Genomic DNA, 19,692 nt, shown 5'->3' with positions numbered 1-19,692 from the left:
GATTGTTAGCGCGCAGTCCCGCTTGCGTGACTCGACGCGCGGGACTGAACGCCAGGCTCAGCGCCTCGATCGAGTGCAACGAGTAGTAAAACGCGGCCTCGCCGTGTTGCTTAAAAGCTGTTGCCGGCTGCGGTGTCCCACCGCCAGCCGGCATTTTTTCATTTCAAAGTGGCTTGTACTGAATCCATGTCCGGCACCCTCGCCCTTACCGAACAACTGATCGCGCGCGCGTCTGTCACGCCCGACGACCAGCATTGCCAGCGCCTCCTGATCGAACGCCTGTCCGCGCTCGGCTTCGAGCACGAAACGATCGAATCGAACGGCGTGACCAACCTGTGGGCCGTCAAACGCGGCGTCGACGGCACGCGCGGCAAGCTGCTCGCATTCGCCGGCCACACGGACGTCGTGCCGACCGGCCCGCTCGAACAATGGCACTCGGCACCCTTCGAGCCGACCCATCGTGACGGCAAGCTCTATGGCCGCGGCGCGGCGGACATGAAGTCGTCGATCGCCGGTTTCGTCGTGGCAAGCGAGGAGTTCGTCGCGGCGCACCCGGCGCATCGTGGCTCGATCGCCTTCCTGATTACGAGCGACGAAGAAGGCCCCGCCACCGACGGCACCGTCAAGGTCGTCGAAGCGCTGCAGGCACGCGGCGAGCGCATGGACTACTGCATCGTCGGCGAACCGACCTCGAGCGCGCAGTTCGGCGACATGGTGAAGAACGGCCGGCGTGGTTCCATGTCGGGCAAGCTCATCGTCAAGGGCGTGCAAGGCCATATCGCCTATCCGCATCTGGCGAAAAATCCGGTGCATCTGCTCGCACCCGCGTTGGCCGAGCTGGTCGCCGAACGCTGGGACGACGGCAACGAGTACTTCCCGCCCACCACCTGGCAAGTGTCGAACATCCATAGCGGCACCGGCGCGACCAACGTCATTCCGGGCCATGCGGACGTGATGTTCAACTTCCGCTTCTCGACGGCGAGCACGGTGGAAGGCTTGCAGGCTCGCGTCCATGCGATCCTCGACAAACACAATCTCGAATACGACCTGCAATGGACCGTGAGCGGCCTGCCGTTCCTTACACCGCGCGGCGACCTCTCGAACGCCCTGGCTAAAGCGATCAAGGACGAAACCGGCGTCACGACCGAACTGTCGACCACCGGCGGCACCTCGGATGGCCGCTTCATCGCCCGCATCTGCGAGCAGGTGATCGAATTCGGCCCGCTGAACGCCAGCATCCATAAGATCGACGAACACATCGAAGTCGCACACATCGAGCCGCTGAAGAACGTGTATCGCCGCGTGCTCGAACAACTGATCGCCTGACCAAGGAATTTCTGCGATGACGCTCCCGTTTTCCACTGTCCGCGACCTGCTGCGTTTCGCGGTGTCGCGCTTTAACCAGGCCGAGTTGTCGTTCGGCCACGGCTCGGCCAACGCCTACGACGAAGCCGCCTATCTGATCCTGCACACACTGCATCTGCCGCTCGATCTGCTGGAGCCGTTCCTCGACGCGCGTCTCTCCCCGGCCGAAGTCGACGCCGTGCTGAACGTAATCGAGCGCCGCGCCGGCCAACGCGTGCCGGCCGCATACATCACGCAGGAAGCGTGGATGCACGGCTTTCGCTTCCACGTGGACGAACGCGTGATCGTGCCGCGCTCGTTCATCGGCGAGTTGTTGCAGGACGGCCTGCAGCCGTATGTCGAAGATCCTGAACAGGTCGGCGCCGTGCTCGAACTGTGCACCGGCTCCGGCTGCCTTGCGATCCTCGCGGCGCACGCCTTCCCGAACGCGGATATCGACGCCGTCGATCTCTCCGCGCCCGCTCTCGAAGTGGCCACGCGCAACGTCGCGGACTACCATCTCGACGACCGCATCGCCCTCTTCGAAGGCGATCTGTACGCGCCGCTCGCCGAGCGCCGCTACGACGTGATCATCAGCAATCCGCCGTATGTGAACGCCACATCCATGCAGGAACTGCCCGCCGAGTACAAGCACGAGCCGGACATGGCTTTGGCAGGCGGCGCGGACGGTATGGACATCGTGCGCCGGATCATCGCCGAAGCGCGCAACTGGCTGACCGAAGACGGCGTGCTGGTGGTCGAGATCGGCAACGAGCGCGCGAACGTCGAAGCGGCCTTCGGCGGCCTCGATCTGGTCTGGCTGTCGACGAGCGCCGGCGACGACAACGTGTTCCTGATTCAGGCCGCGGATCTGCCGGTGTAACGTTTTATCGCCGGACCGCCGGACCGCTTTATCGCACGACACGCGCGGCAGACGTTCATTGCCTGCCGCGCATGTCGCAGCGCCTGGCCGCACAGGCCAGCACCGCCCACCTCTCCCCCGCACACCCCGCTTTCGCGGAATCCCCGAAGACGCTGAACCATCACACCACCCCAACTCACGCACGTTCGGTAAGATGGGCGCGGTCAGCTGCACGCTGCGCCATCAGGCAGCAGCGGTAGCGCCCTGCCAACCCTTCGTCCGCCTATGGAATTCGACCTGCTTCACATCGGCACGCTGGTCGCCCTCGCCCATATTCTCGGCGTGGTAGCGGCGTGCCACGCGATTCTGAACACCCGCACATCGCAAGGCGCGATCGCATGGGCCGTGTCGCTGGTCGCGATGCCGTATCTGACGCTGGTGCCGTATCTGTTCCTCGGTCGCAGCAAATTCCAGGGGTATGCGGACGCTCGCCGCATCGAAAACGAATTGCTGCGCACCCGCGCCCATCCTCAGGCATGGGACACGCTGGCCTCGTCGGCCGGGCTGCCTACCCAGGAACTTGGCGCGAGACTCGTGCATTCGCTCACGCGCCTCGGTGGCATGCCGTTCCTGCCGGGCAATTCCGTGCGCACGCTGGTCAACGGCGCCGCCACTTTCGAGGCGATCTTCGAAGCGATCGAAGGCGCACGCAATTACGTGATCGTGCAGTTCTTTATCGTGCGTGACGACGCGCTCGGCGAGATGCTTAAGGACGCATTGATCGCGAAAGCGCAGCAAGGCGTGCGCGTCTATTTCCTGTACGACAGCATCGGCAGTTTCGATCTGCCCCACCGCTACGTGGCGGCGCTGCGCGCGGCCGGCGTGGAGACGCACCCGTTCGCCACCAATCGCCGTTTCGTGAACCGCTTGCAGTTGAACTTCCGCAATCACCGCAAGATCGTCTCGGTGGACGGTGAGCGCGCGTTTGTCGGCGGACATAACGTGGGGGTCGAATATCTCGGCAGCAAGCCACCCCTGTCGCCATGGCGCGATACGCATATCGAAGTGCGCGGCCCGGCTGTCGCCAGCATCCAGTTCGTGTTCACCGAAGACTGGCACTGGGCGACCCAGCAGTTGCCAGAGTTCGCCATGCCGGCTTTCCAGCCCTCCGACGAGGGCATGCACTGCCTCGTCGTGCCGAGCGGTCCGGCCGACAAACAGGAAACCTGCTCGCTCTTCTTCGTCGAAGCGATCAATGCGGCACGCGAGCGGATCTGGATCACCACGCCTTATCTCATCCCCGACGAAGCCGTATTCTCCGCGTTGCGACTGGCCGTGCTACGCGGCGTGGATGTGCGCATTCTGATTCCGTGCCGCCGCGATCACCGCGTGGTGTTCGCCGCCTCGAAACTGTATGCGTACGACTCGCTGCGCGCGGGCATCCGCATCTTCCGCTACCAGCCGGGCTTCCTGCATCAGAAGGTCGTGCTGATCGACAGCGCGGCGGCGGCCATCGGCAGCGCCAATCTCGACAACCGCTCGTTCCGCTTGAACTTCGAGATCATGGTGCTGACCGTGGACCGCGGCTTCGCCAAGGATGTCGAAGCGATGCTGCTCAAAGACTTCGCGGAGTCGCTCGAAATCGACCGCACCGAGTACCGCAACGCGAGCGCGCTGCGGCGCGTGTTGATGCACGTGGCGCGGTTGTTCTCACCGATCCTGTAGCGTCCCTGCCACCGCGCCGTGCCTTACAACTGCTTTTCGATGTCCTCGACAATCGCCTCGGGCTTGGTCAGCGGCGCATAGCGCTTCACCACGTTGCCGTCGCGGCCGATCAGGAACTTGGTGAAGTTCCATTTGATCGCTTCGAGCCCCAGCAAGCCCGGCGCCTCGCCCGTCAGATAGCGGAACAGCGGATGCGCATTGGCGCCGTTCACATCGATCTTGTCGAACATCGGAAAGGTCACGCCGTAATTCTTTTCGCAGAAACTGCCGATCTGCGTAGCGTCACCCGGTTCCTGCTTACCGAACTGGTTGCACGGAAAACCGAGCACCGCGAGGCCGCGCGCCGCGTACGTGTCATAAACCTTCTGCAGACCCGCGTACTGCGGCGTGAACCCGCATTCGCTCGCCGTATTGACGATCAGCAAGACCTTGCCCTGATAGCGCTCAAGGCTCACTTCCTCGCCACCAAGCGTACGTGCGGAAAACGAATAAATCGATGTCATATGCTCCCCCGTGAAAGCCGTCAGTCTATGCCAAAAGCCGCGCCGGTACAGTCGGCCGAATGGCCGATCCTGGCCGGGCGCCCGGTGTCAGCCCCAGCAGTCTAAAATAGCGTTTTTCTTCAGTCGGCCTCTTCGTGATCCGCTTTAACCAGTTCAGCCTCGCGCGCGGCACCAAGCCGCTCTTTGAAAACACCACGTTCACCCTCAATCCCGGCGAGAAGGCCGGCCTGGTGGGGGCGAACGGCGCGGGCAAGTCGACGCTGTTTGCCGTTCTGCTCGGCGAGCTGCACGCCGACGCCGGTGATTTCTCGATCCCGCCGAACTGGCAGATCGCTCACGTCGCGCAGGAAACGCCCGCAGCGGACAAAACCGCCCTCGCCTACACGCTCGACGGCGACGCCGCCCTGCGCGCGATCGAAGCGTGCATCGCCGAAGCCTCGGCGGCGCATGACGGCGCCGCGGAAGGCGAAGCGCACGCCGCCTTCGCCGATGCCGACGGCTACACCGCGCCCGCCCGCGCCGAAGCCTTGCTGCTCGGCCTCGGCTTCACGCTCGAACAAACGCGCGAGCCGGTTAGCAGCTTTTCTGGCGGCTGGCGCATGCGGCTGAATCTGGCGCAGGCACTGATGTGCCGCTCCGACCTGCTGCTGCTCGACGAACCGACCAATCACCTGGATCTCGACGCGATCGTCTGGCTCGAAGACTGGCTGCACCGTTATCCCGGCACGCTGATCGTGATCTCGCACGACCGCGAATTTCTCGATTCGGTCTGCAACGTCACGCTGCATCTGGAGCATCAGCAGATCAAGCGTTACGGCGGCAACTACTCGCAGTTCGAAATCCTGCGCGCGCAGCAGATCGCCTTGCAGCAAAGCGCGTATGAGAAGCAGCAGCGCACGGTCGAACATCTGCAGAGTTACATCAACCGTTTCAAGGCGCAGGCCACCAAGGCACGCCAGGCGCAAAGCCGCGTGAAGGCGCTCGAAAAGATGGAGATGATCGCGCCGGCGCATGCGTCCTCGCCCTTCACGTTCGAATTCCGCACGCCCGATTCCGCACCGAATCCGATGATGGTGATGGAAGACGTGCGCTGCGGCTATCGCGGTGAAGACGGCGAAATTCCCATCGTCGACCATGTGATGCTGTCGATCCAGAACGGTCAGCGCATCGGCCTGCTCGGCGCGAACGGCCAGGGCAAATCGACGCTGATCAAAACGCTCGCCGGCACGCTCGAAGCGCTCGGCGGCCATGTGCGCGAAGGCAAAGGCCTGCGCATCGGCTACTTCGCGCAGCATCAGCTCGAAACGCTGCGTCCGGACGACACGCCGCTGCAGCATCTGGCGCGTCTCGCACCGGATACGCGCGAACAGGAATTGCGCGACTTCCTTGGCAGCTTCAACTTTTCCGGCGAGATGGCGACCGCGAAAATCGCGCCCTTCTCGGGCGGGGAAAAGGCCCGTTTGGCGCTTGCGTTGATTATCTGGCAAAAGCCGAATCTGTTGCTGCTCGACGAGCCGACCAACCACCTGGATCTCGAAACGCGTCACGCGCTGACCATGGCGCTCGCGCAATTCGAGGGCACGCTGATTCTGGTGTCGCACGACCGGCATCTGCTGCGCGCCACCACCGATGTGTTCATGCTGGTGGCCAAGCATCGTCTGCAGGAGTTCGACGGCGATCTCGACGACTACCGCGACTGGCTGCTGCAACATGCCGCCGACCAGCGCGCAGCGCTCAAGGCGGGCACGGCATCAGACGGTGCGGATAGCGCGGACAGCGGCGTCAATCGCAAGGAGCAACGCCGTCTCGAAGCGGAAACGCGTCAAAAGCTCGCGCACCTGAAAAAACCGCTGCAAAGCCGCATCACCAAGATCGAAACGGAAATGGACGCGCTCAACGCGGAGAAGGCGAAGCTCGATGCATTCGTCGTCGATCCGGCCAGTTACGAGCCCGAGCAGAAGAGCAAACTGACGGAAGCGATCCGCCGTCAGGCAGATGTGAACGCGCGCCTCGAAACGCTCGAAGCCGAATGGCTCGAGACTCACGAGGAACTCGAACAAATCGGCTAGCGGCAGGCTGTTCGCGGTCCGCGCCGGCATCGATCGGAGGTAGCCCTTGTCACCCGTGATCTCGTCTGCGTCCTCGTCTGAGTCGTCTGATGCTTCAGCCGCGCCATCGGTTGCGCCGTCGTCCGCAGCGGCGCCTGCACCGCTGCAAGGCCTGCGTGTGCTGGACCTGACGCGCCTGCTGCCGGGTCCGGTCGCCGCCTTGCGGCTCGCAGAACTCGGCGCAGAAGTGCTCAAGATCGAAGCGCCAGGCGCCGGCGACCCCACCCGCACGATGATGCAGTCGTCCGGCGACCGCGTAGCGGGCCGCCCCGGCGCGTTTTACCGGCTGGTAAATCGTGGCAAGCGCGAAACGCGCCTCGATCTCAAATCGGATGCAGGACGTAATGTATTGCGCGCGCTGGCGGCCGAATCAGACGTGTTGATCGAAAGTTTCCGTCCCGGCGTGATGGAGCGCCTCGGCGTCGGCTACGAAACCCTGCGCGCGCTCAATCCGAGGCTGGTGTACTGCGCGATCAGCGGTTACGGCGCCAGCGGTCCGTTTGTCGACCATGCCGGTCACGATCTCAACTACATCGGCTACGCGGGCGTGCTCGATCAGTTGGCGGGCCGCGACGGCACGCCGATCCTGCCGAATTTCCAGATCGCCGACCTGCTCGGCGGCGCGTTGAGCGCGGTGACGCAGATTCTCGCCGCGCTATGGCACGTGTCGCGTGGCGGCGAAGGCCGCTTCGTCGACGTATCGATGACGCACGCCACTTATGCGCACAACGTCGTCGCGCAAGTGGCGCTCGCCAATGAGGGCGCCGCGCCCGCGGCGGGCGCCAGTCTGCTGAATGGCGGCGTGCCCTGCTACAACCTGTACCGGACGCTCGACAATCGCTGGCTCGCGGTCGGCGCGCTTGAACTGAAGTTCTGGGAAACGCTATGCATGGCGCTGGACCGGCCCGAATGGGCGACGCGCCACTGGAGCCTCGGCCAGGCGATCGGCGGCCCGGACGCCGCTGCGCTGACGCAGGAGCTGGCCGACCTGATCATCAAACGGCCGCTGGAAGAATGGGTATTGCTGCTGGAATCGCTGGACTGCTGCGTCTCGCCGGTACTGACGCCAGCGGAAGCCGCGCAGCACCCACTGTTCAACCGCGAGGCGTACGCGGCGATGAACGAAGGCCAGAACGGTTAAGCACTACCTCGCAGTGCAAAACCTTAGCGCCGCACCACCGTTTGCCGCGGCAAAACCTGGCGCGGCGTTTTTTCGTCGTCGTACAGGACATGCTTGCGGCCTTCCACGTGACGGTTGATCGTCGCGCGAACTTCGGCGGCGGTGACATCTTCGGCCACCACCCGGCGCGAAATCTGCCCGGTCGTGTCGATCCACTCGACAATCCGGCAGGCACCACCCCAAGGCTGGCGAATCGGCTCGGAGACGCGGCAGCCGCGCACCTGCATGGGCCGCTCGGCCACGGTTTCGTATGACTGTTTCAAGGCGCGATCCTTTTTCGGGCATCAGAAGGGATGCAATACCCTGCCAGCTTAGGAAAAAGGAATGTCGGGTAGGTTACAGCCAATATGGAGATATTTACTGGCCATTACGGACGGACAGGCGCCCGCAGGCGCCGGAACCCCGTCTAGTCAAGCGTGCGGACCCGATCGATGGCCTGTTCGATCCGTTCCACCGCAACAACTTGTAAGCCTTCAATCGGCTGTTTCGGTGCATTGGCCTTTGGAATGACCGCCACCGAAAAGCCCAGTTTGGCGGCTTCCTTAAGACGATCCTGACCGCGTGGCGACGGCCGAATTTCGCCGGCGAGGCCCACTTCGCCGAATACGACGAGCCCCTTGGGCAGTGGCTTGTTGCGCATCGAAGAATGGATCGCGAGCAGCACGGCGAGGTCGGCGGCGGGCTCAGTGATCTTTACGCCGCCCACCGCGTTCAGGAACACGTCCTGATCGAAACAGGCAATGCCGGCGTGCCGGTGCAGCACCGCCAGCAGCATCGCCAGGCGGTTCTGTTCCAGCCCTACGGCAAGGCGCCGCGGGTTCGGCGCGTTGGCCGCATCGACCAGCGCCTGCACTTCGACCAGCAGCGGCCGCGTGCCTTCCTGCGTCACCAGCACGCACGAGCCCGGCACGGATTGCTCGTGCTGCGACAGAAACAACGCCGACGGATTGGCGACACCGCGCAGACCGCGCTCGGTCATCGCGAACACACCGAGTTCGTTGACCGCGCCGAAGCGGTTCTTGATCGCCCGCACGAGGCGATACGACGAATGTGTGTCGCCCTCAAAGTACAGCACCGTATCGACGATGTGCTCGAGCACGCGCGGCCCGGCGAGCGCACCTTCCTTCGTCACGTGGCCGACCATGATGATTGTGGTACCCGACTGTTTGGCAATGCGCGTCAACTGCGCCGCGCACTCGCGCACCTGCGCGACCGAGCCAGGCGCCGAGGTCAGCGCGTCGGAGTAAACGGTTTGAATCGAGTCGATCACGGCGACGTCCGGCCGTTGCTCGGCGATGGTCGCCTGAATTTTCTCGAGCTGGATTTCCGCCAGCAGTTGCAATTCGCTCGCCTTCGAGCCGGGCTCCAGCAACGAAAGTCGTTGCGCACGCAACGCAATCTGCGCGGCCGATTCTTCGCCGCTGATATAAAGCGCGCGTTTGTCCGCGGCAATTTCCGCGAGCGACTGCAGCAGCAGCGTCGATTTGCCGATCCCCGGATCGCCGCCGATCAGCACTACGCCACCCGGCACGAGACCGCCGCCCAGCACACGATCGAACTCGCTGACGCCGGTCGAAAAGCGCGGCACGTCGGACGCCTCGATGTCGGCGAGACGCCGCACAGGCGCACTCTTCGCGAGCGACTGGAAGCGATGCGTGGACGGCGCCTCCGCGACCGATTCCACCAGCGTGTTCCACGCATTGCATGACGGGCACTGTCCGGCCCACTTCGGCGATTGGCCGCCACATTCACTGCAGATGTACAACGTCTTCTGTTTAGCCACGCGCCCCTGCCTGTGTTGCTGTTCTTTGGATTGATGCGTTCGCCGGGGTCCTCGGTGAGCAGTTCAAACTCCAACTCACCGTGGACCTCACTGCGACCGTCTTTGGGATTGTCTTTGCACCGTCAAGGAGACCGCCAGCGCGGCGGCCCACACAGCCAGCCTGTCAGTGCCGCGCCTTACTCCGCCCGCACCGGCACACGCGGCGCCACCGCGCACATCAGCTCGTAGCCGATCGTGCCGCACGCCTGCGCGACGTCGTCGATCGGCAGGGACGTACCCCACAGCTCGACGCGCGAGCCGACATTGGCTGTCGGAATCGGCGTCAGGTCGACGGTCAGCATGTCCATCGACACCCGTCCGACGATCCGCGTCCGCACGCCGTCGACGATCACCGGCGTGCCTTCCGGCGCGACCCGCGGATAACCGTCCGCGTAACCGCAGGCCACTACGCCGATGCGCATCGCCCCACGCGCCTTGAACGCCGAACCATAGCCGACCGTATGGCCTTCGGCGAGCGTCTGCACGGCGATCAGTTCGGAGGCGAGCGTCATGGCCGGTTGCAGGCCGGTGCCGGCGATCGCCGCCGTCACGCCCGAGGGCGACGCGCCGTACATGATGATGCCCGGGCGGACCCAATCGAAGTGGGCTTCGGGATGCCACAGCGTGGCCGCCGAATTCGACAGGCTGCGCGCACCGGCAATGCCTTGCGCGCCGCGCTCGAACGCTTCCATCTGATGGGCAACGCCACGCTCGCCGTCAGCATCCGAGAAATGGGTCATCAACGTGATCTGGCCGACGCCCTGGCAGGCCCGCGCGCGCTCCCACGCGGCGCGGAATTTTTCCACCGTGTAACCGAGGCGGTTCATGCCGGTGTTCATCTTCAGCTGGATATTGACGGGCTTGGACAGGCGCGCCATTTCGAGCATGCGCAGCTGCTCGTCCGAGTGCAGCGCCGTGGTCAGGCTGTAACGGTCGATCACGTCGATATCGGTCGGACGAAAGAAGCCTTCGAGCAACAGAATCGGGCCGGCCCAGCCCAATTCACGCAACTTCACCGCTTCTTCCAGGTCGAGAAGACCAAAGCCGTCGGTTGCGCGCAAGCCGGGAAAAGCACGCGCGAGCCCGTGCCCATAGGCGTTTGCCTTGACCACGGCCCAGATCTTGGATTTTGGTGCGTAGCGCCGGGCGACGGCGAGGTTATTGGCGAGTGCGGCAGTGTGGATCGTGGCTGAGAGGGGGCGCGGCATGGGTAATTTTCGTAAAGACGCTTGCGAATCAGGAGCTTACAGGGCGTTTTCAGTGCTCGGCAGCCCGCTGGGCGGTGCGATCAAGGATTCTGCTAGTCCGAATCCAGCTATTTTCATGATATAAAGCCGTGCGCACAACCCATTTCGAACGGTATAAGCCCGGACGCTTTGCACACGGCCGGGGCGGACAGACCGCAGCGAGGACAGCATCGCATCAGATGAAAAAAGGTTTTTACACCATCATGGCCGCGCAGTTTTTTTCGTCGCTGGCCGACAATGCGCTTCTGATCGCTGCTATCGCACTGCTGAAAGATCTCCACGCCCCGAACTGGATGACGCCGCTGCTCAAGTTGTTCTTTGTGCTGTCGTACGTCGTTCTGGCCGCCTTCGTGGGCGCCTTCGCCGACTCGCGGCCGAAAGGCCACGTGATGTTCGTCACCAATACCATCAAGGTGGTTGGCTGCATCACGATGCTGGTCGGCGCGCATCCGTTGATCGCCTATGGCATCGTGGGTTTCGGCGCGGCGGCCTACTCGCCCGCCAAATACGGCATTCTGACCGAACTGCTGCCGCCTGACCGGCTGGTCGCGGCGAACGGCTGGATCGAAGGCACCACGGTCGGCTCGATCATTCTCGGCACCGTGCTCGGCGGCGCGCTCATCAGCCCGCACATTGCCGCACCGATCCTCAGGCACCACATCCCTACCGTCAACACACCCGCTGAAGCGGCGATGCTCGTGATCATGGCCATCTACGTGATCGCGGCGCTCTTCAATCTGCGCATTCCCGACACCGGCGCACGCTATCCGAAACAGGAACGCGGCCCGATCAAGCTGGTCACCGATTTCGCCGACTGCTTTCTCGTGCTGTGGCGCGACAAGCTCGGTCAGATCTCGCTCGCCGTCACCACGCTTTTTTGGGGCGCCGGCGCGACGCTGCAATTCATCGTGCTGAAGTGGGCCGAGGTGTCGCTGAACATGTCGCTTTCGGAAGCGGCCATTCTGCAAGCGGTAGTTGCGGTTGGCGTGGCAGTCGGCGCGATTTACGCCGCCTCGCGCGTGCCATTGAAGAAGTCGCTGACGGTACTTCCGGTCGGAATCATGATGGGTATCGCCGTCATGCTGATGGCGTTCTACACACGCGATCTGTTCCCCACGCATTGGGGCCTGTATTTCGGCCGCGTGCATGTGCCGGGCTATCTGATCGTCGCGTATATCTTCCTGATGATCGTCGGCGGGCTGTCGGGCTTTTTCGTCGTACCGATGAATGCACTGCTCCAGCATCGCGGCCACGTGCTGCTGTCGGCAGGGCACTCGATCGCCGTGCAGAACTTCAACGAAAATCTCTCGGTGCTCGTGATGCTGTGCCTGTACGCCGTGCTGGTGTGGCTTGATGTGCCGGTTACGGCGGTGATCGTGCTATTCGGCACCTTTGTCTGTGTGATGATGTGGTTCGTGATGCGCCGCCACCAGGCAAATCAGCGCGCGTTCGACTCGGTCGCGCTGATCGGCGAAGTCAAGCACTGACCCGCGGCGGGTACTGCACTTAGCAGTGCCCGCGCCTTTCCCCTTTCCTCGCTTTGCCATGACTCGACCCATTCCCAATGTGCTGACGATCGCCGGTTCCGATTCCGGCGGCGGCGCCGGCATTCAGGCCGATCTGAAGGCTTTCTCGGCGCTCGGCGCTTACGGCGCGAGCGTGATCACCGCGCTCACCGCGCAGAACACGCGTGGCGTCACGGCGATTCATGCGCCGGAGCCCGCCTTCATCACCGCGCAACTCGATGCGGTGTTCGACGACATCCGTATCGATGCCGTGAAGATCGGCATGCTGGCGAATGCGGGCATCGCGCGTGCGGTTGCCGAGGCGCTGCGGCGGCACAAGCCGAAGCACGTCGTGCTCGACACGGTGATGATTTCGAAGAGCAATCATGCGCTGTTGCTGCCGGATGCGGTTGCAGCGGTGCGCGACGAGTTACTGCCGCTCGCTGATCTGCTGACGCCGAATCTGCCGGAAGCCGCGGCTTTGCTGGGCGTGCAAGCTGCCATCGACGAAGCCGGGATGGTCGAACAAGGTGAAGCGTTGCGTGCGCTTGGCGCGCGGGCGGTGCTGATGAAGGGCGGGCATTTGAGCGCGGCGGACAGTCCCGACTGGCTCATACAGGAAAGCGGCACGCTGCGTTTGGGCGGCCCACGCGTGCCGGTGAAGAATACGCACGGGACGGGCTGCACGCTGTCATCGGCAATTGCGGCGCTGATTCCGCAGCGCGCCGATCTGGCGAGCGCGGTCGCCGACGCCAAGCTGTATCTGACCGGCGCGTTGCAAGCGAGCGATCAACTGGATGTCGGCAGAGGCGTCGGGCCGGTGCATCATTTTTATCGGTGGTGGTGAGGGGCTGGGACAGGGGCGCGCATGGCTATGCCTGGCGATGCGGCCCGTTCGACTCAGACGCTGGGTTCAACGGCGAATCTGATCGGAAGGCAACGGCCACGCGTCGGGTAGCTCGGCGTCAATCTCGCCAACAGTCCTGCTACTTCCGCGCGTAGATCTGCGCCTGTTCTGGCCAATCGTCCGGCACGATGAAGCCGCGCGAAAGTTCTGCAACAGTACCCACGCCGTCACTGGCGAATGCCGCGACCATCGTTGGTCCATGCTGATGTAATGTTTGTTCAGCAAGCATCAGCTGATCGACGAAAGCAAACCCCGCGGCCTCCACTTCACTCTCTTTAAGCCGCCGCGGCGCGAGCCATTCCAACCGTGGCAACACACGCCACATTCGCGCATGCGCCGCGGCAAAGTCTGTCCATTCGCTGCGGGTCACCCACCAGCCACGCCCATGCGACGGATCGAGCTCGACAGGATCAGCCGGTGTCTCGCCAGCACGATAGAACAGCCAACCTTTGATGAACATCTGCGGCGTCCACGGCCCTGCGTGACCCACTGAGGCGAACTCTTCGCGCGCGCTCAACGGTAGCTGATGATTCAGCACATGCGCGAGCTTCAGATCGAAGCGGTCTTTCAGATTCGGTCCGACGTAATCAGCCAGGCGCGCCGCCGACTGCGTGGTTGACTGCGCGCGGCTCTCGCCCGCATGCAGATAGCACTTCACCGCCAGCTCCCAATGCAGCCGCGCGCCCTGCTGCGTCTGCACGAGAAAATCGCATTCACCGAGCGTGACGCCTGAGCGCCGCAACGGTACGCCGGCCGCGACCAGCCGCGTAGCCGGCCCGTGTTGCAAGAACCAGCCGAGCAGCCGCTCGGCGTAGCGGCCAAGACGCGTGATACGTGTCGCAGCGAGATCTCGGTGCAGGTCGGCCGGATCTGCGTCCAGCGCGCGTAACCAGTCGACGGTTGCGTCAGCTTCCTGCGGCGTGTCGAAAGGACTCGCGAGCGCACCAACCGGTGGTTGCGCGCGCAACAAATCGGCGCTCAGCAGCAGCCACGCGAGATCGCGCACGGCCGGTTCGTGCAATGTATCGAGCAACTGTTCGAGGACCGCCGCCGATGTGCCGGGCGCGGCTGCAAAGCGCGCCGCCGGCCCGTTCGCGTCCGTCACTTTGTCGCGTTGGACGGCACGCCGCCCGCAGCGAGCCACGTGTCGCGCGCGAGGCACAGGTCCGCCCAGGCCTTCGCCTTGTCGGGCAGGCTGCGCAACAAGTATGCGGGGTGATAGGTGACGATGACCGGCACGCCTTCGTATTCGTGCACGCGGCCGCGCAGCGATGAAATGCTCGCTTCGGTCCTGAGCAGACTTTGCGCGGCGAAGCGGCCGAGCGCGACGATCACTTTCGGCTTGACCAGCGTGACCTGGCGTTGCAGATAAGGCTCGCAACGCGCGACTTCGTCCGGCTCAGGATTGCGGTTACCCGGCGGGCGGCACTTGATTACGTTGGCGATATAGACGTTGCTGTCACGCGCGAGCGTCAGCGAACGCAGCATGTTGTCGAGCAGCTTGCCGGCCTGGCCGACGAACGGTTCGCCGAGGCGATCCTCATTCTCACCCGGTGCTTCGCCGATCAGCATCCAGTCGGCGTTGCGATCGCCGACGCCGAATACCGTGTTCGTGCGTTTCTCGCACAGACGGCAGCGTTCGCAGGCAGCGACCTGCTGGCTCAATGCGTCCCAATCGAGCGTCTGGATCGATGAGGGCTCGGGCGCCTCGCGGCGCGCTTCAACGGCAGCGTGAGCGTGGGACGGCTGGTCGTCGAACCATGCGAAATCGTCGTCGGGTGGTGCGTCGAACGGCGGTGGCTCGGGTGTACGAGACTGCTGCGGTGGCTGCCGCGTTTCGACAGGCGCCGGCATGGGCCGTGACGAATCGCTTGCACGTGCGGGAGTCTGACGATCGAATCGATCGCGCGTTTCCGCAGGTGGCGGCGCTTGATCCGCGCGTACCGGCGCACGGCGATCTCCCTGCAGTTGTGCCGAATCGGCTTGTCCAGCTTCGCCGGTTCGCATCGCGGGCCGCGCAGCGTCCCGGCCATCCTGAGCGAGCGTGGACGACGATGCGTCACTCCCCGCCATCCGCGGATCTTCGCGACGCGCTACCTGATCCGCCAACCCCGCACCGCCCTGCTCGGCAGCGGCTTCGACTACGGGTTCCTGCGCCGCCGACATCCCGCGACGCACCCACAGCGGCGCGAGTCCGAACTCTTCCAGTACCGATTCATGCAGCGCCATCTGCGCCCTCCGTGGCAAACGAGAAACGCATCACGATGGCGTCCTCCCGGCTGCGATGCCGCGCCGGATAATAGTTTTTGCGCCGGCCAATCGACGCAAAGCCAAACCGCTCGTAAAGCCGGATCGCCCGGTGATTCGAGGGCCGCACTTCGAGCAGCAGACCCTCGAGTTTTTCAGCGCGCGTAATGCGCACCGCTTCACGCAGCAGCGCGAGCCCGGCGCCGGCACCTTGCGCAGCGGGCGTCACGCACAAATTGAGCAGATGCATTTCATCGACCACCGGCATCAGCACGCAATAGCCGATCAGCGAGCCCGTTACGTGACGCATGCAGATGCCGAAATAGCCATTGCGCAGCGAGTCGCCGAAATTGCCGCGGCTCCAGGGGAATTCGTAGGCGATCTTTTCGATGGCCGCGACCTCGTCCAGGTCGGCTTCGGTCATCGGCGACATATAGCGATCCGCCAGCAACACCCCGCTCATTGCCGGCCCTCACCTTGATCCGCTTCATGTGCCACCTTGGCAGCTTGTTCGGCCTTGGCGGCTTTTTCAGCGACGCGTTCCGCCGTGGTCTGAGCAACCTTGTCGCGAATGTATTCCGGCGCGGCCTGATCCGCGGGCACGGTGCGGCCGGCGCGAAACGCGCGCAACGCCGCGTGCGCGAGCGGCACAGCATGCGGCAGCGCTTCGCTGTCGACGGTTCGCGCAGCCGCGACGGCGGGCAGCCGCGCGCCGAAGGCCGCAGCAGCGTTGCCTGCCAAAGTGAATGGGACGTCGGGCAACACGAGCCGTTCCGGCGCGTCCAGCGAAGCCGCCTGTAGCGTGCGCCATTCGCCAACGGCCGCGTCCCAGGCGTAGTCGGCCCAATAGATTTCGTCCATCCGGGCGTCGAGTGCGGCGAGCACGCGGGTCGCCGACGGATCGCGCAACCGTGCGCTTTCCGCGCAGGCCAGCAGCGTGCTGACCGGCACGACCGGCAGGTTCAAGCCGAACGCGAGGCCTTGAGCGACGCCCGTCGCGGTGCGAAGACCCGTGAATGAGCCGGGGCCGGAGCCGAAGGCGATGGCGTGGCAGTCCGCCAGTTTCAGGCCAGCTTCGTCGAAAAGTTCGCGAATTGCGGGCAAGAGGCGCGTGCTGGAGACTGCGCCGGTTTGCTCGTGGCGCATCCAGATCCGGGGTTCGGCGTTGCCTTGGTCCGCTGTCTGGCTCGCCGCGCCGCCGACGGCGGACAGGAGCGCTACCGAGCAGAATTCGGTCGAGGTATCGAGAGCAAGAAGCACAGTTTGAGTCATGGACCGTATTGTAATCGGCACGGCGCGTGCAGATGCGGTTTTGGGTGTGCCTGCCGGGCGGGCAAGAATGTTTGGAATAAGCCCTCGGCCCCGCTGCCGCATGCAGTTGTTATGATCATCGGCCCAGCCAGAACCAACCCCGCCAGCCGGGCAAAAACCACCATGACAGACATCAACGCGCAATTCGTCCAGGCCCAGGAAGACGCCAAGCAACTGCCCGAGCGTCCGGGCAACCTTACCCTTCTGCGCCTTTATGCCCTCTACAAGCAGGCGATCGACGGCGACGTCCACGGCGACAAACCCGGCTTCACCGATATCGTCGGCAAATACAAGTACGATGCGTGGGCCGCGCTCAAAGGCACCGCGCCGGACGCCGCAAAGCAGCAATACGTCGAACTGATCGAAGCCCTCAAGAGCGGCACCGCCGCCTGAATCTGACCCCGCGGCTAAATCCGTCGCCCGGACTTGGCCGCGGCAGCCCCGCGGGCAAGTCCTTAGGTGTGGCCCAGCAGGCCGGCTCCTTAAGCCCACTCGGGCAGCCAGATGAAAGTTTTCCCCCAGGAAACTTCCTAACAGTGGCGCAGTGCAACAAAACCCTATACAATGCTGCCTGCGCTTCACTGCTTTGCCCGGCTTTCCTCTAGCGGCCTTTGCGGCGCAGCGCCTCGTAGCGTTTAGCTCCAATCCAGTTTAGAACCTGTCCCCTCCTGCCTAGCCCCCTACGGGCGATCATGTCCCAGGCTGGCGGCACGCCGTGTTGGCATGTCGCATCCGATACAGCTTCTAACGAAAAGCTCGCCTTCATTGTCGCGAGCTGCCCCCGTTTTTCGATTTGCTCGCTGCTTCTTTGCTCGCTGAATCCGACGACTTGGGTATGCCGATTGGCGCCGACGTTTTAATTCCCTGTGTACCAAGGATTCTCATGACTTCGAGCAATACCCCCAGCAGCCCGTTGAACGCCATCGCCGATCAAGCCCTCGGTTTCGCCGACGCACCCGCACAAGCCGCAGCTGTTGCTGCCGCTCCGGAAGCTGTCGCCGCAGAAGCCGCAGCGCCGACCGGCCCGTCGTTCGCGTCGCTCGGTCTCTCCGCGGATGTCGTCTCCGCCCTGACCGCCGCTGGTTATCAAAACCCGACTCCGGTTCAGCAACGCGCGATCCCCGCTGGCATCGCCGGCCGCGATCTGATGGTCTCGAGCCCGACCGGTTCGGGCAAGACCGCCGCGTTCATGCTGCCCGCCATCGAACGTTTTTCGCAACTGCAAAAAGCACAAGCCAGCCAGCCGCGTGAAGCGCGTCCGGCTGACGGTGCCCGCACGCGCCGTCCGCAACCGGTTGCCCGTCCGACCATGCTGGTTCTGACGCCGACCCGCGAACTCGCGATGCAGGTCACCACCGCCGCTGCCACGTACGGCAAGCACCTCAAGCGTCTGCGCACCGTCAGCATTCTGGGCGGCGTCGCTTACGGTCAACAGTTGATGCTGCTGGCAAAGAACCCGGAAATCCTGGTTGCTACGCCGGGCCGTTTGATCGACCACCTGGAACGCGGCCGTATTGATCTGTCGCAACTGCAGATCCTCGTGCTCGACGAAGCCGACCGCATGCTGGACATGGGCTTCATCGAAGACATCGAAACGATCGTTGCCGCTACGCCGGCTTCGCGTCAAACCATGCTGTTCTCGGCTACGCTCGACGGCAAGATCAGCTCGCTGACCGGCCGCCTGCTGAAGGATCCGGAACGCATCGAGATCGTTCAACGCCTCGAACAACGTACCAACATCGCGCAAACCGTCCACTATGTTGACGACCGCGATCACAAGGATCGTCTGCTCGACCATCTGCTGCGTGACGAAGGCCTCGACCAGGCTATCGTCTTCACGGCAACCAAGATGGACGCTGACCAACTGGCTGGCCGTCTGGCCGACGCCGGTTTCGAATCGGCAGCTCTCCATGGCGACCTGCCGCAAGGCGCACGTAACCGCACGATCAAGGCTCTGCGCGAGCGCCGTGTGCGCGTGCTGGTGGCAACGGACGTCGCCGCTCGCGGTATCGACATCCCGGGCATCACGCACGTGTTCAACTACGACCTGCCGAAGTTCGCTGAAGACTACGTGCACCGTATCGGCCGTACCGGCCGTGCTGGCCGCTCGGGTATCGCAGTGAGCCTCGTGCACCACGCGGAACAAGGCGCGTTGAAGCGCATCGAGCGTTTCGTGCGCACCCCGCTGCCGGTGAATGTCGTCGCAGGCTTCGAGCCGCGCAAGTCGGCTCCGTCGGGCGGTGGCCGTCCTGGCTTTGGCGGCCGTGGCCGTCCGGGCGGTGGCAATGGTGGTGGCCGTCGCTTCGGTAGCGGCAGCGGCGCAGGCAAGCCGGCCGGTAACGGCGGCGGCTCGCGCAGCGGTAGCGGTAATGGTGGCGGCTGGGCCGGCAAGTCGGCTGGCGGCGGTTCGCGTGAAGGCGGCTTCGGCGGCGGTTCACGTGAAGGCGGCTTCGGCGGTGGTTCGCGTGACGGCGGCTACGGCGCACGCCGCAGCGACGGCCCGCGTACGGCGCGTCGCGGCAGCTAAGCAGCGACTGCCTGGCAGTCACCAGGCAAGCCTATTTACGCGGCTCGTTTAGCGCGTAGGGCGGCCTGAAAAGACACGAACGGCCTCGCGCAGTTCGTCAGTCTGAAAGGAACCGGTGCTCAGGCACCGGTTTTTTTTCGTCCACACTTTGGGCACCGGCGAAATTTCACGATGTGGAAAATTTTTTTGCGTCGTAAAAAATCGTGCTGCAAGGCACAACAAGGCCTATTGCAAGATGGGAAAAGACGTTTCTTAATGCGAAACGTGTGACGCAAGCAATTGATTTTTAACAAAAATAAATATTAAAAAAACGCTCCTCGGCAGCTATTGCGCGACGGTCGATTTGCCTAGACTCTTATATAAGACTTCACGAAACGAAACGCCTCAACGGGCCAAGCGCTTTC

General features: G+C 63.8%; 17 protein-coding genes. 9 read left to right on the top strand and 8 right to left on the bottom strand.

The window, feature by feature from the left end:
- The first annotated feature begins 186 nt into the window (after positions 1-186).
- From dapE to cls, 3 genes are all read left to right on the top strand, one after another.
- Positions 187-1,326, top strand: coding sequence for a succinyl-diaminopimelate desuccinylase (gene dapE, locus M0D66_RS21355; protein ID WP_054041013.1), 1,140 nt, complete (start codon positions 187-189; stop codon positions 1,324-1,326).
- Between the two features lie 16 nt (positions 1,327-1,342).
- A complete protein-coding gene (gene prmB / locus M0D66_RS21350; protein ID WP_054041015.1) occupies positions 1,343-2,227 on the top strand; it encodes a 50S ribosomal protein L3 N(5)-glutamine methyltransferase in 885 nt (294 codons plus the stop codon).
- A gap of 264 nt (positions 2,228-2,491) precedes the next feature.
- On the top strand, positions 2,492-3,931 hold the full coding sequence (gene cls / locus M0D66_RS21345; protein WP_266211516.1) for a cardiolipin synthase: 1,440 nt from the start codon (positions 2,492-2,494) through the stop codon (positions 3,929-3,931).
- Positions 3,932-3,954: 23 nt separating this feature from the next.
- Here the strand turns inward: cls and M0D66_RS21340 are convergent, their stop codons facing one another.
- Positions 3,955-4,434 (bottom strand): glutathione peroxidase, encoded by a 480-nt coding sequence (locus M0D66_RS21340; protein WP_054041016.1) that lies wholly within the window; start codon positions 4,432-4,434, stop codon positions 3,955-3,957.
- A gap of 134 nt (positions 4,435-4,568) precedes the next feature.
- Here M0D66_RS21340 and M0D66_RS21335 point away from each other — a divergent pair, with 134 nt between their 5' ends.
- Both M0D66_RS21335 and M0D66_RS21330 read left to right on the top strand, forming a co-directional pair.
- Positions 4,569-6,503, top strand: coding sequence for an ATP-binding cassette domain-containing protein (locus tag M0D66_RS21335; protein WP_200652050.1), 1,935 nt, complete (start codon positions 4,569-4,571; stop codon positions 6,501-6,503).
- Between the two features lie 142 nt (positions 6,504-6,645).
- Positions 6,646-7,683: a CaiB/BaiF CoA-transferase family protein gene (locus M0D66_RS21330; RefSeq protein ID WP_093633640.1), complete on the top strand. Its 1,038-nt coding sequence runs from the start codon at positions 6,646-6,648 to the stop codon at positions 7,681-7,683.
- 23 nt (positions 7,684-7,706) lie between these two features.
- Here M0D66_RS21330 and M0D66_RS21325 read toward each other — a convergent pair whose 3' ends face one another.
- The 3 genes from M0D66_RS21325 to alr form a co-directional block, all read right to left on the bottom strand.
- On the bottom strand, positions 7,707-7,985 hold the full coding sequence (locus M0D66_RS21325; protein WP_093633348.1) for a DUF2866 domain-containing protein: 279 nt from the start codon (positions 7,983-7,985) through the stop codon (positions 7,707-7,709).
- Positions 7,986-8,128: 143 nt separating this feature from the next.
- The gene (gene radA, locus M0D66_RS21320; protein ID WP_054041018.1) at positions 8,129-9,505 is read right to left on the bottom strand and encodes a DNA repair protein RadA; all 1,377 of its coding nucleotides are present in this window, start codon (positions 9,503-9,505) and stop codon (positions 8,129-8,131) included.
- A gap of 176 nt (positions 9,506-9,681) precedes the next feature.
- On the bottom strand, positions 9,682-10,752 hold the full coding sequence (alr, locus tag M0D66_RS21315; protein WP_093633349.1) for an alanine racemase: 1,071 nt from the start codon (positions 10,750-10,752) through the stop codon (positions 9,682-9,684).
- A gap of 218 nt (positions 10,753-10,970) precedes the next feature.
- Between alr and lplT the strand changes: the two genes are divergently transcribed.
- Positions 10,971-12,278: a lysophospholipid transporter LplT gene (gene lplT, locus M0D66_RS21310; RefSeq protein WP_093633350.1), complete on the top strand. Its 1,308-nt coding sequence runs from the start codon at positions 10,971-10,973 to the stop codon at positions 12,276-12,278.
- A gap of 58 nt (positions 12,279-12,336) precedes the next feature.
- Positions 12,337-13,143 carry a bifunctional hydroxymethylpyrimidine kinase/phosphomethylpyrimidine kinase gene (gene thiD / locus M0D66_RS21305; protein WP_266211515.1) on the top strand — a complete coding sequence of 269 codons (807 nt, stop codon included), beginning with the start codon at positions 12,337-12,339 and terminating at the stop codon, positions 13,141-13,143.
- 139 nt (positions 13,144-13,282) lie between these two features.
- On the opposite strand, the gene M0D66_RS21300 is transcribed toward thiD, so the two are convergent.
- Genes M0D66_RS21300 through tsaB form a run of 4 tightly spaced genes read right to left on the bottom strand, consistent with a single transcriptional unit; the run spans position 13,283 to position 16,722 of the window.
- Positions 13,283-14,308 carry a DUF1853 family protein gene (locus tag M0D66_RS21300; protein WP_266211514.1) on the bottom strand — a complete coding sequence of 342 codons (1,026 nt, stop codon included), beginning with the start codon at positions 14,306-14,308 and terminating at the stop codon, positions 13,283-13,285.
- On the bottom strand, positions 14,305-15,432 hold the full coding sequence (locus tag M0D66_RS21295; protein WP_266211513.1) for a uracil-DNA glycosylase: 1,128 nt from the start codon (positions 15,430-15,432) through the stop codon (positions 14,305-14,307). The genes M0D66_RS21300 and M0D66_RS21295 overlap by 4 nt, the downstream gene beginning before the upstream one ends.
- Positions 15,419-15,913 carry a ribosomal protein S18-alanine N-acetyltransferase gene (gene rimI / locus M0D66_RS21290; RefSeq protein WP_093633354.1) on the bottom strand — a complete coding sequence of 165 codons (495 nt, stop codon included), beginning with the start codon at positions 15,911-15,913 and terminating at the stop codon, positions 15,419-15,421. Before rimI ends, M0D66_RS21295 begins: the two co-directional genes overlap by 14 nt.
- A complete protein-coding gene (gene tsaB / locus M0D66_RS21285; RefSeq protein ID WP_200617917.1) occupies positions 15,910-16,722 on the bottom strand; it encodes a tRNA (adenosine(37)-N6)-threonylcarbamoyltransferase complex dimerization subunit type 1 TsaB in 813 nt (270 codons plus the stop codon). The genes rimI and tsaB overlap by 4 nt, the downstream gene beginning before the upstream one ends.
- A gap of 162 nt (positions 16,723-16,884) precedes the next feature.
- On the opposite strand from tsaB, the gene M0D66_RS21280 reads away from it, so the two are divergent.
- Together M0D66_RS21280 and M0D66_RS21275 are read left to right on the top strand one after the other, a co-directional pair.
- The gene (locus tag M0D66_RS21280; RefSeq protein WP_054041059.1) at positions 16,885-17,154 is read left to right on the top strand and encodes an acyl-CoA-binding protein; all 270 of its coding nucleotides are present in this window, start codon (positions 16,885-16,887) and stop codon (positions 17,152-17,154) included.
- Positions 17,155-17,644: 490 nt separating this feature from the next.
- On the top strand, positions 17,645-19,288 hold the full coding sequence (locus M0D66_RS21275; protein ID WP_200652053.1) for a DEAD/DEAH box helicase: 1,644 nt from the start codon (positions 17,645-17,647) through the stop codon (positions 19,286-19,288).
- The last annotated feature ends 404 nt before the right edge of the window (positions 19,289-19,692 follow it).

The organism is Paraburkholderia sp. SECH2 (genome assembly GCF_030464795.1).
Taxonomy (GTDB): domain Bacteria; phylum Pseudomonadota; class Gammaproteobacteria; order Burkholderiales; family Burkholderiaceae; genus Paraburkholderia; species Paraburkholderia aspalathi.
This window is presented reverse-complemented; position numbering and strand designations above follow the sequence as displayed.